At 46.2% G+C, this 21,038-nt stretch carries 9 protein-coding genes and 1 riboswitch; all 9 genes read left to right on the top strand.

Annotated elements, in window-relative coordinates:
- Positions 1–127: 127 nt before the first annotated feature.
- Positions 128–238: riboswitch (purine riboswitch) on the top strand.
- 106 nt (positions 239–344) lie between these two features.
- A complete protein-coding gene (locus V6668_RS13665) occupies positions 345–1,298 on the top strand; it encodes an EamA family transporter (RefSeq protein WP_017688752.1) in 954 nt (317 codons plus the stop codon).
- Between the two features lie 205 nt (positions 1,299–1,503).
- Positions 1,504–1,929 carry a cupredoxin domain-containing protein gene (locus tag V6668_RS13670; RefSeq protein ID WP_017688751.1) on the top strand — a complete coding sequence of 142 codons (426 nt, stop codon included), beginning with the start codon at positions 1,504–1,506 and terminating at the stop codon, positions 1,927–1,929.
- A 96-nt stretch (positions 1,930–2,025) separates the two neighbouring features.
- Entirely contained in the window at positions 2,026–3,048 is a 1,023-nt protein-coding gene (locus V6668_RS13675; RefSeq protein WP_338708687.1) for an SDR family oxidoreductase, read from the top strand.
- Positions 3,049–3,203: 155 nt separating this feature from the next.
- Entirely contained in the window at positions 3,204–10,706 is a 7,503-nt protein-coding gene (locus V6668_RS13680; protein ID WP_338708688.1) for a fibronectin type III domain-containing protein, read from the top strand.
- A 127-nt stretch (positions 10,707–10,833) separates the two neighbouring features.
- Entirely contained in the window at positions 10,834–11,544 is a 711-nt protein-coding gene (treR, locus tag V6668_RS13685; RefSeq protein WP_338708689.1) for a trehalose operon repressor, read from the top strand.
- A gap of 173 nt (positions 11,545–11,717) precedes the next feature.
- A complete protein-coding gene (locus tag V6668_RS13690; RefSeq protein WP_338708690.1) occupies positions 11,718–15,056 on the top strand; it encodes a DUF5107 domain-containing protein in 3,339 nt (1,112 codons plus the stop codon).
- 51 nt (positions 15,057–15,107) lie between these two features.
- Positions 15,108–17,447 (top strand): beta-galactosidase, encoded by a 2,340-nt coding sequence (locus tag V6668_RS13695; RefSeq protein ID WP_338708691.1) that lies wholly within the window; start codon positions 15,108–15,110, stop codon positions 17,445–17,447.
- Between the two features lie 403 nt (positions 17,448–17,850).
- Positions 17,851–18,783, top strand: coding sequence for a glycoside hydrolase family 5 protein (locus V6668_RS13700; RefSeq protein WP_422395278.1), 933 nt, complete (start codon positions 17,851–17,853; stop codon positions 18,781–18,783).
- 179 nt (positions 18,784–18,962) lie between these two features.
- Positions 18,963–21,032 carry a bifunctional aldolase/short-chain dehydrogenase gene (locus V6668_RS13705; protein ID WP_338708693.1) on the top strand — a complete coding sequence of 690 codons (2,070 nt, stop codon included), beginning with the start codon at positions 18,963–18,965 and terminating at the stop codon, positions 21,030–21,032.
- Positions 21,033–21,038 lie beyond the last annotated feature (6 nt).

Raw genomic sequence — 21,038 nt, forward strand, 5'->3', positions numbered from 1 at the left:
ACTCGAAGAATGGTACAGCGATCGAAGCGACTCGGTGTAATAATTTAGTTTAACTTTTTATACGGAATAGGGTTGACACCATCTCACCTCCCATGTAATATATGAAAAGTCGTCACACACGAATTACATCAAATTGCATATATCATTTCGTATAACCTCGCAGGCCGAAAGTGTACACAGGGCGAGGGTCTCTACGGGAAGCCTATACTTCCTAACTACGATGCCAAGGAATCAATGTATTCCTTGCTCGTAGTTAGGATTTTTTGCATTTAGATGGTGTCTGTGACCTTGGCATGAACCAACATGCAGGCGTATTTTTCTTATCATCAGGAGGTTTATTCACAATGAAATATTATCTGTCCGTTCTCGCGGGAGCGATGAGCTATGGCATATTATCCACGATTGTGGTTCTGGCGTACGGCGAAGGATATAAACTTGGAGAGGTTGTGGGAGCACAGCTGATCACGGGTTTCCTTCTATCCTGGATGCTGGCGCTATACACAAAATTTAGAACAAAACGTAAGTCACAGGCAAATGGCAAAGCATCAGGAGCCGTGGCACAGGTATTCAAGCGGTTGACGTGGAAACAACGTCTGATATTGATGGCTGCTGGAACACCAACGGTAATTACAGGTCTCGTGTATTATCAGTCTTTACGTTATATCCCGGCTTCACTTGCCATTATCCTGTTGTTCCAGTTCACTTGGATTAGCGTATTGATTCAGGCGATAAGCAAACGTCAACGTCCAGACAAAGTCACGTTCCTGACGTTGATCATTCTGTTTGGTGGAACCTTGCTGGCAGCGGGTTTCCTGGAACAAGGATTGGGTGAGTTCAACGGTCTGGGTATTGCTCTTGGACTAATGGCAGCCGTAAGTTATTCCCTGTTTGTCTTGTTCAGCGGCAAAGCGGTTCCTTCAGCGCATCCAGCCTTTCGTAGTGCGTGGATGGTTACAGGCGGATTGATTCTACTGTGCATTTTGTTCCCACCGACATTCCTCTTTAACGGATTGATCTGGAGCCAGTTGCTTGTATTTGGATTGCTGCTTGGATTCTTCGGGGCATTCATTCCACCAGTACTGTTCGCTATCGGCGTTCCGCATATTGGTGGTGACATGGCCGGAATCCTGGGTGCAGTGGAGCTTCCAATTGCAGTTTTGTTATCCTCAATCGTGCTCCATGAGCATGTCAGCGGATTGCAATGGTTCGGAGTTATTATTGTGCTCATTGGTGTAGCCCTGCCAGAGTTGTATAAATTACGCATGAGACGAAGTCGGAATACACCGATCTATTCCTAATTAATACGAAAAGGAATATTGCGAATCATGAACGGGAATACCCGTAGATAAGCCTGAGAAATCAGGCTTTTTCTATTGAAATATTTTTGCTCAATCGCAATAGCCCAGAGGGGTCATTTTCATTGTCATGCGAATCAGGTATGCTTAAAGAATACATCCGTCTGTTGATTGAATATTGATGGGACATCGAATGAGGAGTGTTTATATGAAAAGCTGGTTTGGAAAAACATGGCCTTGGTTAACGCTGGGTCTGACCGTTGTTGTACTGCTTGGATCATTTTTGGTTTATTTTATGGGCAAAGACGTATCCCCCGGATCGGGAAGTGCGGTAACAGCACAAGCTGAGACTCCGGAGGATTTGAAGGGATATGAAGTCATTGATGTGGACGTGAGCAACGATGGTTTTGGACCAGACGTTATCGAGGTGAAAGCTGGCGTACCGACCAAAATCAACTTTATTCTGACCCGGTCGGTGACACATGTGAAATCAGTGGGATCACAAAAGCTTGGCATGGATCTATACATGCAAAAGGGACCCAATTATTATACGGTCGACAAAGATCTGCCCAAGGGAGAATATGAGATCCATTGCGGCATGTACATGATATATGCAACGATTAAGGTCGTATAAGCAGAAGGAGCGAGGTTTCGGGTCACCGAGCTTTGCTCCTTTTTTTGGTGCGTGATATCATGGAAAAGTGGGTAAAATCGATCAGGAGGTGGCGAAATGAAAGCGCTATTTATTGGAGGGACAGGCACCATCAGTACGGCCATTACGGAGATGCTCGCACAGCAAGGCTGTGAACTTTATTTAATTAATCGCGGCAATCGGAACGATGAGTTACCAGCAGAAGTCAAGGTACTTCAAGCTGATATTAATGACGAGGCACTTGTAGCGGAACTGATAGCTGATCTGGAATTTGATGTTGTGGCAGACTTTATCGCTTTTGTACCGTCTCAATTGGAGCGAGATTACCGTTTGTTCAAGGATAAAACCAAGCAGTTTATTTTTATAAGTTCAGCATCGGCGTATCAGACACCTTTGGCTGATTACCGGATCACGGAAGGGACGCCCTTATCGAATCCATATTGGGAGTATTCTCGCAACAAGATTGCCTGTGAAGACTATCTGATGAAACAATACCGAGAGCACGGATTCCCTGTAACCATCGTGCGTCCGAGCCATACGTATGGCGACAAATCGGTACCTCTCGGTGTTCATGGTGCTCAAGGCAGCTGGCAGGTTCTCAAGCGTATCCGTGAAGGCAAACCCGTTATCATCCATGGAGATGGCACTTCACTGTGGACCATTACGCACAATACTGATTTTGCCAAAGGGTTTATCGGGCTGATGGGAAATATCCATGCCATTGGCGAATCGGTACATATCACCTCAGATGAATCCGTCACCTGGAATCAGATTCATGAGATTATAGCTGGTGTGTTGGGCGTTAAGCTTCATGCGGTGCATGTACCCTCTGAGTTCTTGGCCGCATGCAGTGATCAGGATCTTCGCGGCGGATTGCTGGGTGACAAAGCCAATACTGTTGTGTTTGATAACAGCAAGCTGAAGCGACTTGTTCCGGAATTTGTAGCAACGACAAGAGCCGATCAGGGCATTCGACGTACGATTGAGCACATTCTGGCGCATCCTGAATTACAGACCGAAGATCTGGAATTTGATGTATGGTGTGACAAGGTCGTTGGCGCACTGGATGAAGCGTTATTAAAGATCAGAGATGAGAAATGACAAGTAAGGCGTTCATGATCAAGTGTTTACATTCATGCGCTTAATCGTTATAATCAAGAAAAAATGACACTTGTTAGGGGAGGCACCCCAACTTAGGACATCGTTCCTTTGTTGGGGTGCCTCCTTTTTTTGTGTGCCAAAAAGGAGAGTAGACGTTGAAGAAATCAGGAAAACGTGTGAAAAAACAAGCGGAACAATTAACCAAAGTGGTATTGGCATTTGCGTTATTATCACCTCAAGCCCTTTTGCTTGAATGGGGCGCAACGACGGTAATGGCTGAAACGGTTGAAACAATCGGGATTGTATCCGATACGTCCAGCATGAAGGCTGTACAGTCCTCCAAGGTGAAAGTGGAGATGAACAGTGATGGTAAATACAGAATTGTATTACTACCAAACACAAATGTATTTTACGGTGGTGATACAGGGAATGTATCTACGATTATCGACCATAATGGATCACCCGTGAATTTCAAAACATTGCCGCTTAATTATTACCGAATTAACAATAATGTGATTGAGATGTCCCGGCAAAAGGACAATGTCGAATATATTTTGCGTGTATCTATCGTTAATGCTACCTCACAAGGTGGGTATATGAAGGTTGAACTGGAAGCCATCAACCGCAGCGGATCGGCACTGAATTTGGGTGGAACATTTTATTGGGATACGATGGTGAATGGCAATGATGCATCTCCGTTTGAAGTCATAGAGAATGGATGGCGCAATTACAGCGGCGGCGTTCAGGTCACGGCTTTTTATGCGAATACGTACAATGTTGTGAATGCAGATCGCATATACATGGGACAGTACAGCGGTCCGGACAATGCGCAGCTAACAGGGGGTTCTTCACCTTCGTCATTCACTCCAGGCCAGACCGTTACGGCTAGTGATACAGCAGCGCAATTCTGGTGGAATGCCAAAGCAACAGCGAATCAGGCTTCACGCAAATTTTCAACGATCGTGGGAATCGGCCCTCAGAACGTTCCACCTTCATTTACCCTAACGGCTCCTTCTTCGGGGCAAACGTATTACAAAGGCGAGCAACTTCAGATCTCTGGTACAACGCGAGATACGGATGTAGGCGACCTGTTGACCGTGAAATGGTCCATTGATGGTGGGTCTGAGAACATTTTGACCCAGATGACCGCGACGGGTTCAAATCAGTCTTTCAACACTAACTACACATTGCCTGGCACCCTGCCAGATGGCACACACACGTTGCAAGTATGGGTCATGGATGACAAAGGTGGAGTATCCTCGGCAGGAACCGTTAACTTTACGGTTAGAAGTTTTGTTGTGCCTGGAACGCCGACGTATACACTGGTTGACCCTAATAACTTGACGGTGAACTGGGATAAGAAGGCTAATGATGCATCCGTAACGTATGAACTGAAAAATATGACGACGAATCAGATCGTGGATACAGGTGCGTCAAACAGTCGGCAGGTGAGAGGGCTCACTCCGAATACCAGTTATTCTTTTGCTGTACGTGCCAAAAATTCAAGTGGTTCCTTCACGGGGTACTCCAGTCCATCCACCAAATATACATTGGCCAATCCACCCGCTGCTGCGGCTGTGACACAATCAGGCAACTCTGTTACAGCGAGTTGGAATAATAATAGCAATCCTGCGGGCACTCATTACAAAACGGAAATACGCAGTCCAGGTGGGCAAGTCCTCGCAACGGGAACAACAACTTCCACACGTACAGAATTTGCCCTGACCGGACTCGCGGATGGAAAATATGAAGTTCTTGTGGCGGTACTGAATGGTGAAGGGATACAGACCCCATTTATATCCGCTGGAGAGATGATTAAAGATACAACGGGTCCAACTGCTCCTTCCGTTACAGTCACTCCATCCTCATGGACCAAGGAAGATGTTCTCATCACGGTTGAAGAAGGAAAGGATGCCTTGAGCGGAACTCAGAAGACTGAAGTAAAAGTTGGTCCGGCAGGAGAATGGCGTGAATATAGCGCTCCGTTTACCGTAAGCAGTGAAGGAAACACAACTGTTATGGCACGCAGTATTGATGCGTTTGGTAATACAGGACAGGAAACGGCTGTGACAGCCAGAGTAGATCGGACGGCACCAACGCCACCTGTCATCTCGCTGAATCCGCCCGATTGGACAAAAGCGGCGGTAATCGTGACATTAACGGAGGGTACGGACGAAGCGAGTGGCATTGGTCTGACACAATATAAGCTGGGAAGTGAGGGAGAATGGATCGACTATAAGGCTCCTCTTACACTAAGTGAAGAAGGGATAACTGAGATTTACGCACGAAGTGTTGATCGGGCCGCCAATGTCAGTGCTTCCACTTCGGCAACAGCCAGAATCGACAAGACTGGGCCTGAGCAACCAACGATTGCGTTAAGTGAAGAGGATTGGACGAATGAGGATGTAACTTTTGCAATAAACAGTGGTGAAGATGCGGGCAGTGGGCTTGCCAAGAGCCAATATCGACTTAACAAAGAAGGTCCCTGGATCGATTACACGGGCGAAGTGACGGTTACCGATGAGGGAGAAACGATCGTATATGCACGCTCACTTGACCGTGTAGGCAATATAAGCACGTCCGCTCAGGCTACAGTTCGAATTGACACGACAGCTCCAACCGAGCCGGTGATTAGTTTAAGCCCTTCTGGATGGAGTAAAGAACATGTGCAATTCACTATCGCTGGAAGTGTGGATGAACAAGCGATATCCTATGAATACAGCATGAACGATGCTCCTTATATTGCAGGCAATACGGGTACAGTAAGCACAAACGGCGCTACCACCATTCGGGCTAGAGCAAGGGATACTGTTGGCAATGTAAGCAAGGAAGTGAGTCGAATCGCCTATGTGGATCAGATGGCTCCAACGATTACATTTGCACCGAACGGACATGCTTGGACGGATATAGATATATCCACTACCATTCAGTATGCCGATGCCCACTCAGGCATTCAGGAACGGGAACGATTCTATCAAGTTACGAACAGTGCAGAATCACCGGAGCATTGGCTTGAAGCCCGCTCTGACCAGCATAAAATATCCATCGAATCGGAAGGTATATGGTACATCCATGCGAAAACCATGGACAGAGCAGGGAATACATATGAGACAACATCATCACCTTACCATATTCAACGCAAGCCCCAGCAACCGACTCATGTGAAAACGACACAGATCGCTGAGACTTCAGCTGAACTTACAGTGGATTTGCCAACTGGGGAAAGGTATACCGATGGATATCAGTATGAGATAACGAACAAAACTACAGGGCAGTCATGGACACTCGATTATCCTAACCACAGTGTAATCGATCACTCCCTAAGTGGTGGTCAGGTCTATGAATATGAAGTTAGAGTGAGAAACCATACCGGAGTAAGTGATGCAGTAAGCGTTCAAGTATTAACTACCCCGGCAGCTCCCGGAACGTTGCACGTTCGAAAAGTAGATTCACAGCCCAATTTGGCCGAAATTCAATTTGATCCAGTACGAGGAGCAGATGCTTACCGCATTATTGCGACTACTTCAGACGGTGCAATCGTATTTGATCAGACGGTATCTGATCCTGGCAGCCTTCCCTATGTCAGCAACCTCGTTCCAGGAACCATTCATAACATCTCGGTAACGGCAATGAATGAAAGCGGAGCAGGTGGTAGTAGTAGAACTGGATTTCTCACACTGCCGGCAGTGCCCGGTGAATTTATGGCCGTTCAAATTCAGGAGCATGATATTTCATTAAAATGGGAGACAGTGACTTCTGCAACGTATTATGGTCTTTCACGCGATGGAACAGCCATATATGAAGGAGAGCAGACGGAGTATCTGGACTCGGGTCTGGATAGCGGAACGGAGTACAGCTATACGTTAATTGCCGGAAATGAGACAGGACCAGGACCGTTGGCAGGATTACCTTTGCTCAAGACTTTACCTGGGCAGGTGTCCGGCTTACAGATATCAGATGCTTCCACAGGGAGCCTTCGTCTGAATTGGGAAACAGTACGTGGAGCCGATCGTTATGACTTATGGTTGAATGGAGAGAAGTCGGGAACGGTTCCTGCCGGAACCCAAGAATGGAACTTTGCGGGACTGAGTTCAGGAACATCTTATCAACTGGATGTACAAGCAGTGAACGGAAGTGGACAGGGGATGCGCAGTTCGGTATCAGGAACAACGTTACCAGAAAGCCCGTCGGGACTTCACGTTGTTCAAGTAACTGAACAGGGAGCAATCTTGAGCTGGGAGCCTGTAGCTGGGGCAACGAAATATCGGGTGGTCATCGATGGAAATAGCCATGAGATATCAGATACACAACTCGCAGTTCACCACCTGTCAAGCAGTCGTGAGTATACCTACGAAGTACAGGCGGGCAATGCTGCCGGGTACGGTGCATCCACCAGTAGTACAATTCTTACTTTACCTAGCAGGCCGGAAGGACTGAATGTCACATCGACTGGTGAAACAAGTATGGGACTTGCATGGCAAGCTATAGATACGGCGAATCTCTATATTGTGAAAGTCAATGGAACAGAAGTGGGCAGAACATCAGAACTGGCCTACACGGCTGAGGAATTGTTGCCAGGTACAGAGTACGCTTTGGAAGTTCAGGCTGTGAATGCTTCTGGATCAGGTGAAACAGCTCAGCTCATCCGATTGTCCAAACCTGTGTCGCCTGCCGAAGTACTTGTTGATTCAGGAGTACATCATGCAAAAGTTTCTTGGTCTGTCGTGGAAGGTGCCTCTGAATACGTGATTGAGCAGAATGGCAAGGAGATCTATAGAGGAATGGAGAATGGAGCGACGATTACAGGTCTCCAGGGTGGAACGTGGCATCGCTATCAACTATGGGCAGTCAATAGACAAGGGACTCGTTCTGAAGCGACGGATGTATCTCTGCTGACTTTGCCTGAGAAACCCGTTAAGGTTGCAGTATATGATGTGGCAAAAAACAGCCTAAGTCTGGATTTCAGTAACACTGGTGTCCAAGGGGCAGATCATTATGTCATTGAACGGGATGGAAGAGAGATCGCTCAGATGGATTCAAGTGAACCCCAATTTGTAGACAAGGATCTGTCGCCAGGAACGAAATACACTTATGTAATTCGGGCAGTCAATGCGAGTGGAACGAGTGCGCCGCTTACTTTCAGTGTAATGACTCAAACGTTGCCATTGGTTGCAGAAAGTATAACAGTGAAAGCCGGAACACATGCGGTGGATCTGGCTTGGGATGTTGTTAAGGGAGCGGCTGCATATGAGATTCGTAATCGGGTAACGGGAGATATACAGAGCGTGTCTGAACCCTCTGTACATCTCAATAGCATGCTGGATGGCACAGCGTATGAATTCGAACTTGTTGCGATTAATGAAGATGGTCATCGGTCAGAGTCTATTCAGATTCAAGTTTTAACGAAACCTATATCACCTCAGACGGCAGGTATAACCCACATTACAGATCAGACTGCGGTACTGGACCTGACTGGAAGCTCCACACGGGGAGCAGAGCAATTCATTATTATGCGGGATGGCGTTGAAGTCGCAAAGGTTCCAGCAGATCACGCTTCATTTGAAGATCAGGGACTGACACCAGGAGAGCATTACACGTATACCATCAAAACATCCAATGCAACGGGAGAGAGTGATTCCGGTTTCGAAGTTTACTTACGAACGTTGCCTGCGACCATAAACGAACCTTTACATGCAAGCATGATTGGGGAAAAGGAGGGATTGATCTCTTGGCCAAAGGTACAAGGTGCGGAGGGAAATAACATACGTATCGGAGATCAGATGTTCACCACGATTGAAGAAGGGGATATCACAGAGGTGAGATTAACTCATCTGGAGAGTGCAACCCGATATGATCAGGTACAGATTATTCCTTATAATACGGCTGGTTCAGGAAGTCCAATGATCGTGACTCCTTTTTACACCTTGCCTCATGTGGATTCACTGGAAATGAAGATATATCCGGAGACAGATCACGCCAAACTGGAATGGAACTTCCCTTATGGGAACGAAACTTTCGTTATATTACTGGATGGTACAGAAGTATACCGAGGCAAACAAAAAGAGTTTATTGTTGATCAACTGGATGCAGGCAAACAGTACTCGATTGAAATCTACACAGAGAATGATCAAGGAGATGCATCGGAGAAGCTGGCGTATTCTGTCCTGACCAAGCCAGCAGCTCCGGTCAAAGTGGAGTATCATTCGGCGAAGGACCACATTCGTCTTCTATTGGAACAGAGCCGGTTCGAAGGTGCCGAGTTGTTTATCATTGAGCGTGATGGTGTGGAGGTTGCTCGTGTTCCTGCAGACGAACTGTTCTATGACGACAAGGAACTCGAACCGGGCGTGAACTATATCTATATAGTGAAGACCATGAATGCCTCGGGCAGTAGTGATGGTGGTTATTACCTTCATGCCATGACTTTGCCCGGTAGTGCTGCTTCACTTCCTGTAGTAGAGGGGCGTTCCATGTATGGTGCAGACATCGTATGGGAACTGATTCCTGGTGCTGCGGGTTATCGAATCTATCGAAATGAAGAGCTTGTGGGAACAACAACGGAGACATCCATACATGTGTCTGAATTAATCAGTGCAGAGCGTTATACTGACTTTGCAATTGTTCCATTTAATGAGGCAGGGGAGGGTGAGGCGCTCCTGGTTCCGGAATTCGAGACGTTGCCTTCCGAGGATCTGACAGTTGCAGCCGTAGCGCAAGGCACAAGTACGATTAAGCTAACTTGGGAACTGGATTCAATGAATGAGGTGATTGTGATCACCCATAAAGATCGTGAGATCTACCGTGGCACGCAGCGCAGTCATGTATGGACAGGACTGAATGCCGAGCAGCATTATGAGGTGGAAGTATGGACGGAGAATTCAGCAGGTGAAAAAAGTGAAAGAAAACGGGCAGCAGCCATGACTTTTCCGTATCCACCATCCTCCTGGAGCGGTGGCGGTGCAACCCCGAGTCCAAACGGTACATCGGAACAAGCCGATGAGGTGAGTTCACAACCAGAACCGTCTGAGCAGCCTGATGTACCTGTGAAAAAAATCATCAAATTTATTGATATCAGCCAAACATTCAATAAAGATCAGATCACCTGGCTGGCGGAACAAAATATCATTCAAGGTGTAAGTGAAACTCGCTTCGAGCCACGCCGTCCGATCACCCGTGCGGAGTTCACTGCATTAATCGTGCGTCTGATGGGTGTGGACACAACGGTTAATGAACAACATGGATTCAAGGATGTGAACGATGAGGATTGGTTTGCTCCTGAGATTAAGGCAGCCGTTCATCATGAGATGGTTCAAGGCATGGGGAACGGCAAATTCGCTCCACATGCGCTGGTGACACGGGAACAGGCATCCAAGATTATAGCAAATGTTGTTCGTAAAATCAGACCGGAACCGCTGACTTCCCCAAGAGCGTTTACCGACCAGACTGATGTATCTGATTGGGCCAAAGAAGAAGTGCAGGAACTTGCAGGTTTGTACATGATTACCGGATATGAAGACGGCAGCTTCCGTCCCATGCAGCACTTAAGCAGATCCGAAGCTGCAGCGCTGATCTTCCGTTTAAATAAGCTGATTCAAGTTATGGATGAGAACCGTACAGATCAAGTGGAGAAAGCGTCAGCGTTTGATCGTCATATCTAGATTGAATTGATTCTTACATGTGATACTGCAATCATCGGTAGTAACGACATTACCGCTTGATTGGTTTTTAATGCTATAATGGTTGCCAATATGATAAAAAAAGGGTAATGAACAATGGTGATGAATAATGAATAATAAATTTATCCGGATATATGAAGATATTGCAGATCGTATTCGGACCGGAGAGATTGAGGCAGGGACGTTACTTCAATCGGAACTGGATCTATCGGAAAGTTATCAAACGTCTCGAGAGACTATTCGCAAAGCATTGAAAATGTTGTATGAAGAAGGTTATATTCAGAAGATTCAAGGCAAGGGCTCGATTGTACTGGATATACGCAAGATCGATTTTCCCATCTCAGGTCTGGTTAGCTTCAAGGAATTGGCCAAAAAAATGGGACATCGTGCTCAAACGTATGTGAAGGTTTTCGAGGAGCAACAGGTGGATCAGGCGTTGCACAAAAAAATTAACTTTGGCCTGAATGAACAGGTCTGGGAGATCAGACGTGTGCGCAAAGTGGATGGAGAGCATGTCATACTGGACAAAGATTATATTAGCCAGCGGCTTGTTCCTGGGCTCAGCAAAGAGATCTGTAATGATTCCATCTATCAGTACATTGAGCAAGAGCTGGGGCTTTCGATTTCGTTTGCCAAAAAAGAGATTTTGGTGGAAGAACCCACCGCTGAGGACAGGGAACTACTGGACCTTGAAGGGTCCCACAATGTAGTTGTGGTGAGGAGCCAGGTCTACCTGGAGGATGCCAGTCAATTTCAGTATACGGAGTCGAGGCATCGACCGGACAAGTTCAGATTTGTGGATTTTGCGCGTCGCAGATAAGTTAATCAAGATCGATCAGAGAGTACCTTTCACTGCATTATTCAGTGGAGCGGTACTCTCTTTGGTTATGGGGGAATCCGAAGATCGTCCATCAAGAACCGCTTAATGTCAATGTTTTTTCTGCATGTCGGAGCGTATGATCACAATATATACGAGGCCGAGGAGTGAGGGAATTGAATCACGTGACAGCGACATCAAATGTTCGCATATGGGAAGAAACCAGAGATATTCCAACCTATGGTACAGGTAAACCAGACAAAAATCCGATGTTTCTTGAAAAGAGAATCTACCAGGGAAGTTCGGGTAAGGTGTACCCGCATCCTGTAATCGACAGCATTGAAGATGAGGCCAAAATGAAGTCGTATCGATTAATTATTCTTGAAAATGAATATGTACGTATCGAGATGATGCCCGAACTGGGTGGACGGATCTATCGTGCGCTGGATCGGACCAACAACTACGATTTTGTATATTATAACCGGGTGATTAAACCTGCGCTCGTGGGTCTGGCAGGGCCATGGATTTCCGGTGGAATTGAATTCAACTGGCCACAGCATCACCGGCCCAACACATTTGGTCCAGTCGATTATACATTTGGCAGTAATGAAGATGGAAGCGCTACCGTGTGGGTGGGTGAGATTGACCGCATGTATGGTACCAAAATGACCGCTGGCTTCACATTACATCCCGGCAAAGCCTATCTTGAAATCCATGCTGAGGTATACAATCGCACCAGCGCACCTCAAACTTTTCTATGGTGGGCCAACCCGGCTGTAGCTGTCAACGATCATACGCAATCCGTGTTTCCACCTGATGTAACGGCTGTGCTGGACCACGGAAAACGGGACGTATCCCGCTTTCCTATCGCAACCGGCACCTATTACAAGATGGACTATTCCGAAGGTGTGGATATCTCACGATATAAAAACATACCGGTTCCAACATCCTATATGGCGTATAAGTCGGATTATAATTTTGTAGGGGGTTATGACCACGGGGTTCAGGCGGGTTTGTTGCATGTAGCCAATCATCATATTTCTCCGGGCAAGAAGCAATGGACCTGGGGGAACGGGGAATTCGGGCAAGCTTGGGATCGTCAGTTAACGGACGAGGATGGACCTTATATTGAATTAATGACCGGGATCTACACTGATAATCAGCCTGATTTTACGTGGTTACAGCCCTATGAAGCGAAATCATTCTCGCAGTATTTTATGCCGTATAAAGGAATTGGTATGGTCAAAAATGCAACGATTGATGCAGCGGTTAATCTGGAAATGGACGAAACGACCGGAATGGTAACCGTGATGGTATATGCGACGTCGGTTTTTGAACAAGTGACCGTTGAAGTGATAGGACCAACCACGGTATATCTCCATGAGAGATGTAATATCTCACCTACGGAACTATATAAATCTTCATTCCCGTGGAGCGGACAAGATGAATGGCATCAGGTGAAGTTAAGTGTTCGAACTGCGGAAGGAAAAGTACTTGTAGCCTATCAACCTGAACCTTCTGAGATTCAGGAAGTCCCAGACCCGGCCACACCACTCCCGCTACCATCCGAGATTCGTACGAATGAACAACTATATCTGGCGGGCCTTCATTTGGAACAATATCGGCATGCCACGTATGAACCGGAACCTTATTATCTGGAAGGTTTGAAGCGTGATGCAACGGATATTCGTTTAAACATAGCGTATGGCACATTGCTGCTGCGTAGAGGGTTGTTTCAAGATGCAGAGAAGCATTTCAGACAGGCCGTACAATCGCTGACGTGGAAAAATACGAATCCATATGATAGTGAAGCATTTTGCCAACTCGGTCTGAGTTTGAAACTACAGGGGAAACAGGAAGAAGCCTACGCAGCCCTGTATAAAGCCGTATGGTCTGCACAGTATCAGGATACAGGTTATTACATGCTTGCTCAGATCGATACGGCGTTACAACGGGACATCGAAGCGTTGGATCACATCGAACGTTCGCTGATTCGTAACACCAGAAATTATAAGGCTCGGCATCTGAAGGTGGCTCTGTTACGTAGATTGGGTCAATATAAACGGGCCATTCAATATGCGCGTGAGACATTGGAACTGGACCCGGTTGAATTTGGAGCTGCACATGAATTAGTCCTGATCTATAGCGGAGCGACTACACCTTCAGAGAGAGAACAAGCGGGGCAAACACGTGAGCATTTCCATCGTCTGATGCGAGGAGACGTTTATAATTATCTGAATCTAGCCGCAGACTACGCTGATTGTGGATTGTGGGAAGAAGCACTGACGGTACTCTCTTATGTTGAATCCGAAATTGCACAGCCGTATCCTATGGTTGGTTATGTTCAGGCTTACTTGTATCGTCAGCTGGGGGATGTGGAGCAGGCCCGGGAATGTCAAAAGCAGGGGAAAGCTGCTCCAACGGATTATTGTTTTCCTAATACGTTATTTGAATTCATTGTGCTTCAGGATGCATTGGCAGTGGATTCGAATGATGCGCGTGCTCACTATTACCTGGGAAATTGGTTATATGATCATAAACGCTACGAGGAAGCAATTACCCATTGGGAAACTTCACGCGAGCTGGATGCTGCATATTCGACTCTACATCGGAATCTGGGACTGGCTTATTATAACAAGCTGAATCACCCCGATCTTGCACTGGCATCATTAGAGGAAGCTTTCCGGTTGGATTCACAGGATGCCCGAATCTTCTACGAGTTGGATCAATTGCACAAGAAGATAGGGTATTCCTGCGAGAATCGAGTCAAATTGCTGGAACAACATATGGAGTTGGTTCACCACCGTGATGATCTGTATATCGAGTGGGTGACTTTATTGAATATGCAAGGTAGTCATCAAGAAGCATGGAATGCCCTTCAGACCCGGCGGTTTCATCCATGGGAGGGTGGAGAAGGCAAGGTAACAGGACAATATGTTACGGCACTGACAGAACTGGCAAAGCAAAATCTGGAGAAACAACAACCTGAACTAGCATTGGAATTGTTGAAGAAGGCTTTGGTTTACCCGGAGAACTTAGGTGAAGGTAAATTGGAGGGAGCCGGAGACAATCCAGTTTACTTTTATCTTGGCTGTGCCTACCAGCAACTGAAGAAGAATCAGGTGGCAGAGGAGAATTTCCACAGAGCATCCATCGGTTTGAACGAACCGGCAAGCGCGATGTTCTATAATGACCAACCGCCGGAATCCATCTATTATCAGGGTCTGGCTTGGCAGAAGCTTGGCAATGTGAAGGAAGCAAACCGACGGTTTAACAAACTCATTGACTATGCGGAAAGACATATGCATGATCATATCCGAATGGATTATTTTGCGGTATCTCTGCCCGATTTTCTGGTATTCGACGACGATTTAGATCAGCGAAATGAAGAACATTGCCGGTATATGCGGGCATTGGGTCTTCTGGGGTTGGGGCGGATAAGTGAAGCTGAACTTGAGTTGGAGCGGGTACTGGAGAAAAACCCGAATCATCAAGGGGCAATCATCCATCGATAATTGATAATCGTTTCAACACATCCCATTTATATCGAAGGAGTTATATAATCCATGAATGATAATATAGCAGGTAGCCATATTCGCTTTATATTGGATGCGGAAGATAAAGAGATTCGTGTGGGTCGCATGACTGGCAGTGGCGGCAAAAGCCCACGAGGGGAATCGTATGATTTTACAAACTATTATATGACTCGTAATGCTAAACCCCATATTCCCGTGGTAGGTGAGTTTCATTTCTCCAGATTCGCTTACTTGCAGTGGGAAGAAGAATTACTGAAGATGAAGGCAGGCGGGGTGAGCATTGTCGCTTCCTATGTTTTCTGGAATTTTCACGAGGAGCAGGAAGGCGAATTCAATTGGTCAGGAAATCTTAATTTGCGGCACTTTGTGGATCTGTGTGGCAAACATGAGCTGCCTCTGATCGTACGAATTGGTCCATTCTGTCATGGGGAAGTGCGTAATGGTGGAATGCCGGATTGGTTATTCAGTTATCCATTCGAAGTCAGGTCGAACGATGAAGGATATCTGTATTACGCTAAGCGATTATATCGGGAGATTGCCCGTCAGCTCAACGGCTGTTTTTATCAGGAGGGTGGCCCTGTTATCGGGGTACAGTTGGAAAATGAGTATATGCACGCTGGCGCACCCATGGATGCCTGGGGATATACCCGCGAAAAATACATTGCCTCCGGTCGGGATGGACGAGAACATCTGAAGATGCTTCGCGATATTGCCGAAGAAGTCGGTATGAAGCCGATGTTCTATACTGCCACGGCCTGGGGCAATGCTGCGGTGCCTGAAGAAGGAACATTGCCTATGCTAGCGGGTTATGCGTACACACCATGGATTCCCAATCAGCCTCCAAGCCGGGAGTATTTATTCCGGGATCTGCATATGAATCCTGTGGAAGAAGTGGATTATGACAGTCTGGAGTACCCCGCTGCGTACTGCGAGCTTGCTGGAGGCATGCAGGTCAGTTATCACGCTCGTCCGGTCGTTGATGCGGACAGCGTCGAGGCGATGACCATTGTGAAACTTGCGAACGGCAGCAATCTGGTTGGGTATTATATGTATCACGGGGGGACCAATCCGATAGGCAAAAATTCATATATGAACGAGCAGGCATTGCCGAAAATGACGTATGATTACCAATCGCCACTCGGGGAATTTGGGCGTGTTGGTGAATCGTATGACCGCATTCGTACCTTGTCCATGTTCCTGGAAGGATACGGTGAGTTACTTGCACCAATGGGCTGTGTTGTACCGGATGGTCAACATGCGATAACACCGGAGAACACGATGGATATGCGTTGGTCTGTTCGCCAACAAGATGGCTCGGGATTCCTGTTCATGAATAATTATCAGGATCATGTGGCGATGCCTGATCGAGACATACAATTGGAACTGCATACCAGCAAAGGGACTGCTTTTTATCCAAGAGAAGGAACAATGCAGCTGAAATCCGGCATGGCAACCATTCTGCCTTTCCATATGAATCTGAGTGGAATGAAGATCATTAGTGCTACCGTTCAGCCACTGACCCGATTTATGGTAAATCAGGAGCTTACGGCTGTCTTTTATGCCCATGAAGGCATGGCGCCTGAGTATGTTGTTGATGCATCTTCTGTTACAAATGTGGAGATGCCCGAAGGTACAATATCAGAGCAGGGGAATGAAGTTGTGATACATCCGATTGCCGGCAAGGACCATCATCTGGGGATTACAACATCGGACGGTATAATCATACGTATCATTACATTAACCCGTGAAGAGGCATTACATGCCTACCGTTTCCGTGTGGGCGGAGAAGAAAGGCTTGTAATTAGCAGCAGTCATCTGTATGTACAGAATGAGATGCTCCTATGTACATCTGTGGAGCAACCAGAGATGGAGGTATCCTTTTATCCGGCTCCAGAGCATGTTTCAGCTTCGAAATATGCTGTGTCATCCCAGTCGAAGCAGGGAATATTCGGTACGTATACATTCCAAGTTTCTCCTTACGAGCCTGCTGTAGAGGTTGATTATCCGAAAGAGTATGCAGCAACACTGAGATTGGACACAGCGTGGCCGGAACAAGTAGATGACGTGTGGATTGAGATTGATTATGAAGGAGACGTTGCAACAGCACATATTCATCATCAGATGTTAACGGATCATATTCACTATGGACACAGCTGGATGCTTGGTTTGAAGCAATCCCGTCATTTGTTGGCTGATCACGCGCTTCGTCTGTCTATAACCCCAATTCGAAAAGGGACGACTGAGAGTTATGTGAATCAGGCTTATGTGGAGCGGTTTGAGGGCGTGGAGATTGGAAAGTTTAATGAAATTCGGGTGAGACCACAGTATCGGGTTGGTTTGGTATTGGCGGGAGTTAGAGAAGACACTTAGTCTAAATCAGGAGTTAAACAAAATAACAGATAAACAAGAGTTAACTTTAGTTAATAATACAGAGGGTTCTTTCTCCGAACGATTGTGAGGGGAGAGAACCTTTTTTTGCTGTGTTATGTAAAAACAAATGATTCCTAATCATGGTAAAAAGATCTTGACTGGTAAGCGTTTTCAATTTATTATAACTTCATAACCTTAACGATAAAGTTTATTTAAACTAAATAACGTGACTTATATAAAGTTTTTTGTTATTTATTTAATAAAAAAAACTTCCATTACCAACGATTTTAGTTAACTTCTTGCCTAGAGCAAGGTTAATTGAAATAAAAAAACAAATACAGGAGGTTCCAAACGAATGGTTAATCTGAAAAAGTGTACAATCTTCACGGTTATTGCTACACTCATGTTCATGGTATTAGGGAGTGCAGCACCCAAAGCATCTGCTGCTACAGGATTTTATGTAAGCGGTAACAAGTTATACGATTCCACAGGCAAGGCTTTTGTCATGAGAGGTGTTAATCACGGACATTCCTGGTTCAAAAATGATTTGAATACCGCTATCCCTGCAATCGCCAAAACAGGTGCCAATACGGTACGCATAGTTCTTTCGAATGGTAGCCTGTACACCAAAGATGATCTGAACGCTGTTAAAAATATTATTAATGTGGTTAACCAAAATAAAATGATAGCTGTACTCGAGGTGCATGACGCTACAGGGAAAGATGACTATAATTCGTTGGATGCGGCGGTGAACTACTGGATTAGTATTAAGGAAGCTTTGATTGGCAAAGAAGATCGGGTCATCGTTAATATCGCCAATGAATGGTATGGAACGTGGAATGGAAGTGCGTGGGCTGATGGTTACAAAAAAGCCATTCCGAAACTCCGAAATGCGGGAATTAAAAATACGCTCATTGTGGATGCAGCCGGATGGGGGCAGTTCCCTCAATCCATCGTGGATTATGGACAAAGTGTATTTGTAGCCGATTCTCAAAAAAATACGGTCTTCTCCATTCATATGTATGAGTATGCTGGCAAAGATGCTGCAACGGTCAAAGCCAATATGGAGAATGTGCTGAACAAAGGATTGGCTCTGATCATTGGTGAATTCGGGGGATATCACACAAACGGTGATGTGGACGAGTATGCCATTATGAGATATGGTCAGGAAAAAGGGGTAGGCTGGCTTGCCTGGTCTTGGTACGGAAACAGCTCTGGTCTAAACTATCTGGACATGGCCACAGGTCCGAACGGAAGCTTAACGAGCTTTGGCAACACCGTAGTTAATGATACCTATGGAATTAAAAACACTTCTCAAAAAGCGGGGATTTTCTAATCCGCCGTTGAAACAGGAACACTCTGACGGTTTCGTCAGGGTGTTTTTTTAATAAAATAGTTCAATCTATAATGACTTTTGAATATTTCCGTTTTGTTTTAAAATATTTTGTTTTCAAAATAAAACAAAGATGTTAAACTCGGATTAGGAATAAAACAAACATTATCGGAGGGAAACAAATGGTACAGAGTTTATGGAATGCATCGCAGGCATCTGAGAGAACAACAGGACTTGAGCAGTTGGTTTACCGATCCAATCTGATTGGGACTGATCGCAGTGTATGTAACATCTACGGTGGTAATACGTCTACCAAAACGACAGTGAAGGATTTTCGTGGTCGTGATGTAGAAGTAATGTATGTGAAGGGAAGCGGCTCTGATCTGGGTTCCATGGAAGCGAAACATTTTACCGGACTTGGGCTCGAAGACATTCGACCATTAATTGAACGTGAATCCATGTCGGATGAAGAGATGGTTGAATATCTGGGACATTGCATGATTGATGCCAAGCACCCGCGCGCCTCTATCGAGACTCTTCTGCATGCGTTTCTTCCATATAAACATGTGGATCATACGCACCCGGATGCCATTATCAGCTTGTGCTGTGCGCATAACGGCAAGGAATTGGCGAGAGAGATCTACGGTGATCGTTTTGTATGGGTACCTTACGTTCGTCCAGGGTTTACGTTATCTAAAATGATTGCTGAAAGCGTATTCTCGAATCCCAATGCCGAACTCGTGCTGATGGAAAAACACGGACTTGTCACTTGGGGAGAAACATCCGAGGAATGTTACGCACAAACGATCAAGATTATCAACGAAGCAGAAGCATTCATCGAAGCACGGGTGAACGAAGAAAGTTTGTTTGGTGGTGTGAAACACCCGGCACTTGCAACAGAGGTTCGTCGTCAGATCGTATCACGTGTAATGCCAACAATTCGTGGAGCGGTATCGGATAGCAAAAAAATGATTTTGTCCTTTGACGATCAAGAGGACGTACTTGCTTTTGTGGGCGGAGCAGATTCACCGGAATTGTCACAGGTGGGTGCAGCTTGCCCGGATCATCTGGTACATACCAAAGTGGTACCTTTGTTCATCGATTGGACACCGGATGCGGAAGATATTGAAGGTTTAAAAGCCAAGTTGGTAGAAGGTGTGGCTGCCTACAAAGAGCAGTATCAACAGTATTTTGAGAGCAACAAAAACGAAGGTGATGTCATGTTCGAAGCGGCACCACGCGTTATCCTCATTCCAGGTGTGGGCATGATCAACACAGGCAAGAGCTGGGCGCTTTCCCAAGTAAGCGGAGCGTTGTATCACAGAGCGATTGCCGTTATGCGTGGGGCTACTAGCTTGGGCCAATTCGTATCACTTAGTGCAAACGAGTCTTACAATGTGGAGTACTGGCCGCTGGAATTGTACAAATTGTCTTTGGCTCCAGCAGAAACCGAATTCTCCCGTAAAGTGGCGTTTATTACAGGCGGCGCAGGCGGTATCGGAAGTGAAACAGCACGCAGATTGGTATCTGAAGGCGCACATGTGGTGCTTGCTGATCTCAACCTGGAGGGCGCACAGAAAGTAGCACAGGAAATCAATGATCAGTACGGTGCGAATCGTGCTTACGCGCTGAAAATGGACGTAACCGATGAGGAAGCCGTTCAATCCGCTTATGCTGATGTTGCGGTGCAATATGGCGGAGTGGATATCATCGTGAACAATGCCGGATTGGCGACATCCAGCCCATTTGACGAAACATCCCTGAAAGAATGGAACCTGAATATGAATGTTCTGGGTACAGGGTATTTCCTCGTGGCTCGCGAAGCATTCAAGCTGATGAAACAGCAGGGTATTGGTGGAAGCATGGTATTTATCGGGTCCAAGAACTCGGTGTATGCAGGTAAAAGTGCCTCGGCTTACAGTTCAGCGAAAGCGCTGGAAGCACATCTGGCACGTTGTATTGCAGCAGAAGGTGGAGAGTATGGCATTCGTGTCAACACGATTCTTCCAGATGCCATTCTACAGGGTTCAGCGATCTGGAACGGTTCCTGGAGAAATGAACGAGCAGCGGCATACGGGATTGAACCGGATCAATTGGAAGAGTATTATCGCAAACGGACGACTTTGCTCGTGAATATCTATCCAAGAGATATTGCGGAAGGAATTGCATTCTTTGCTTCTTCGAAATCCGAAAAAACAACCGGTTGTATGATGACCATTGATGGCGGTGTACCGGCAGCATTTACACGTTAAAATAGG

Source organism: Paenibacillus amylolyticus (assembly GCF_036894225.1).
Taxonomy (GTDB): domain Bacteria; phylum Bacillota; class Bacilli; order Paenibacillales; family Paenibacillaceae; genus Paenibacillus; species Paenibacillus amylolyticus.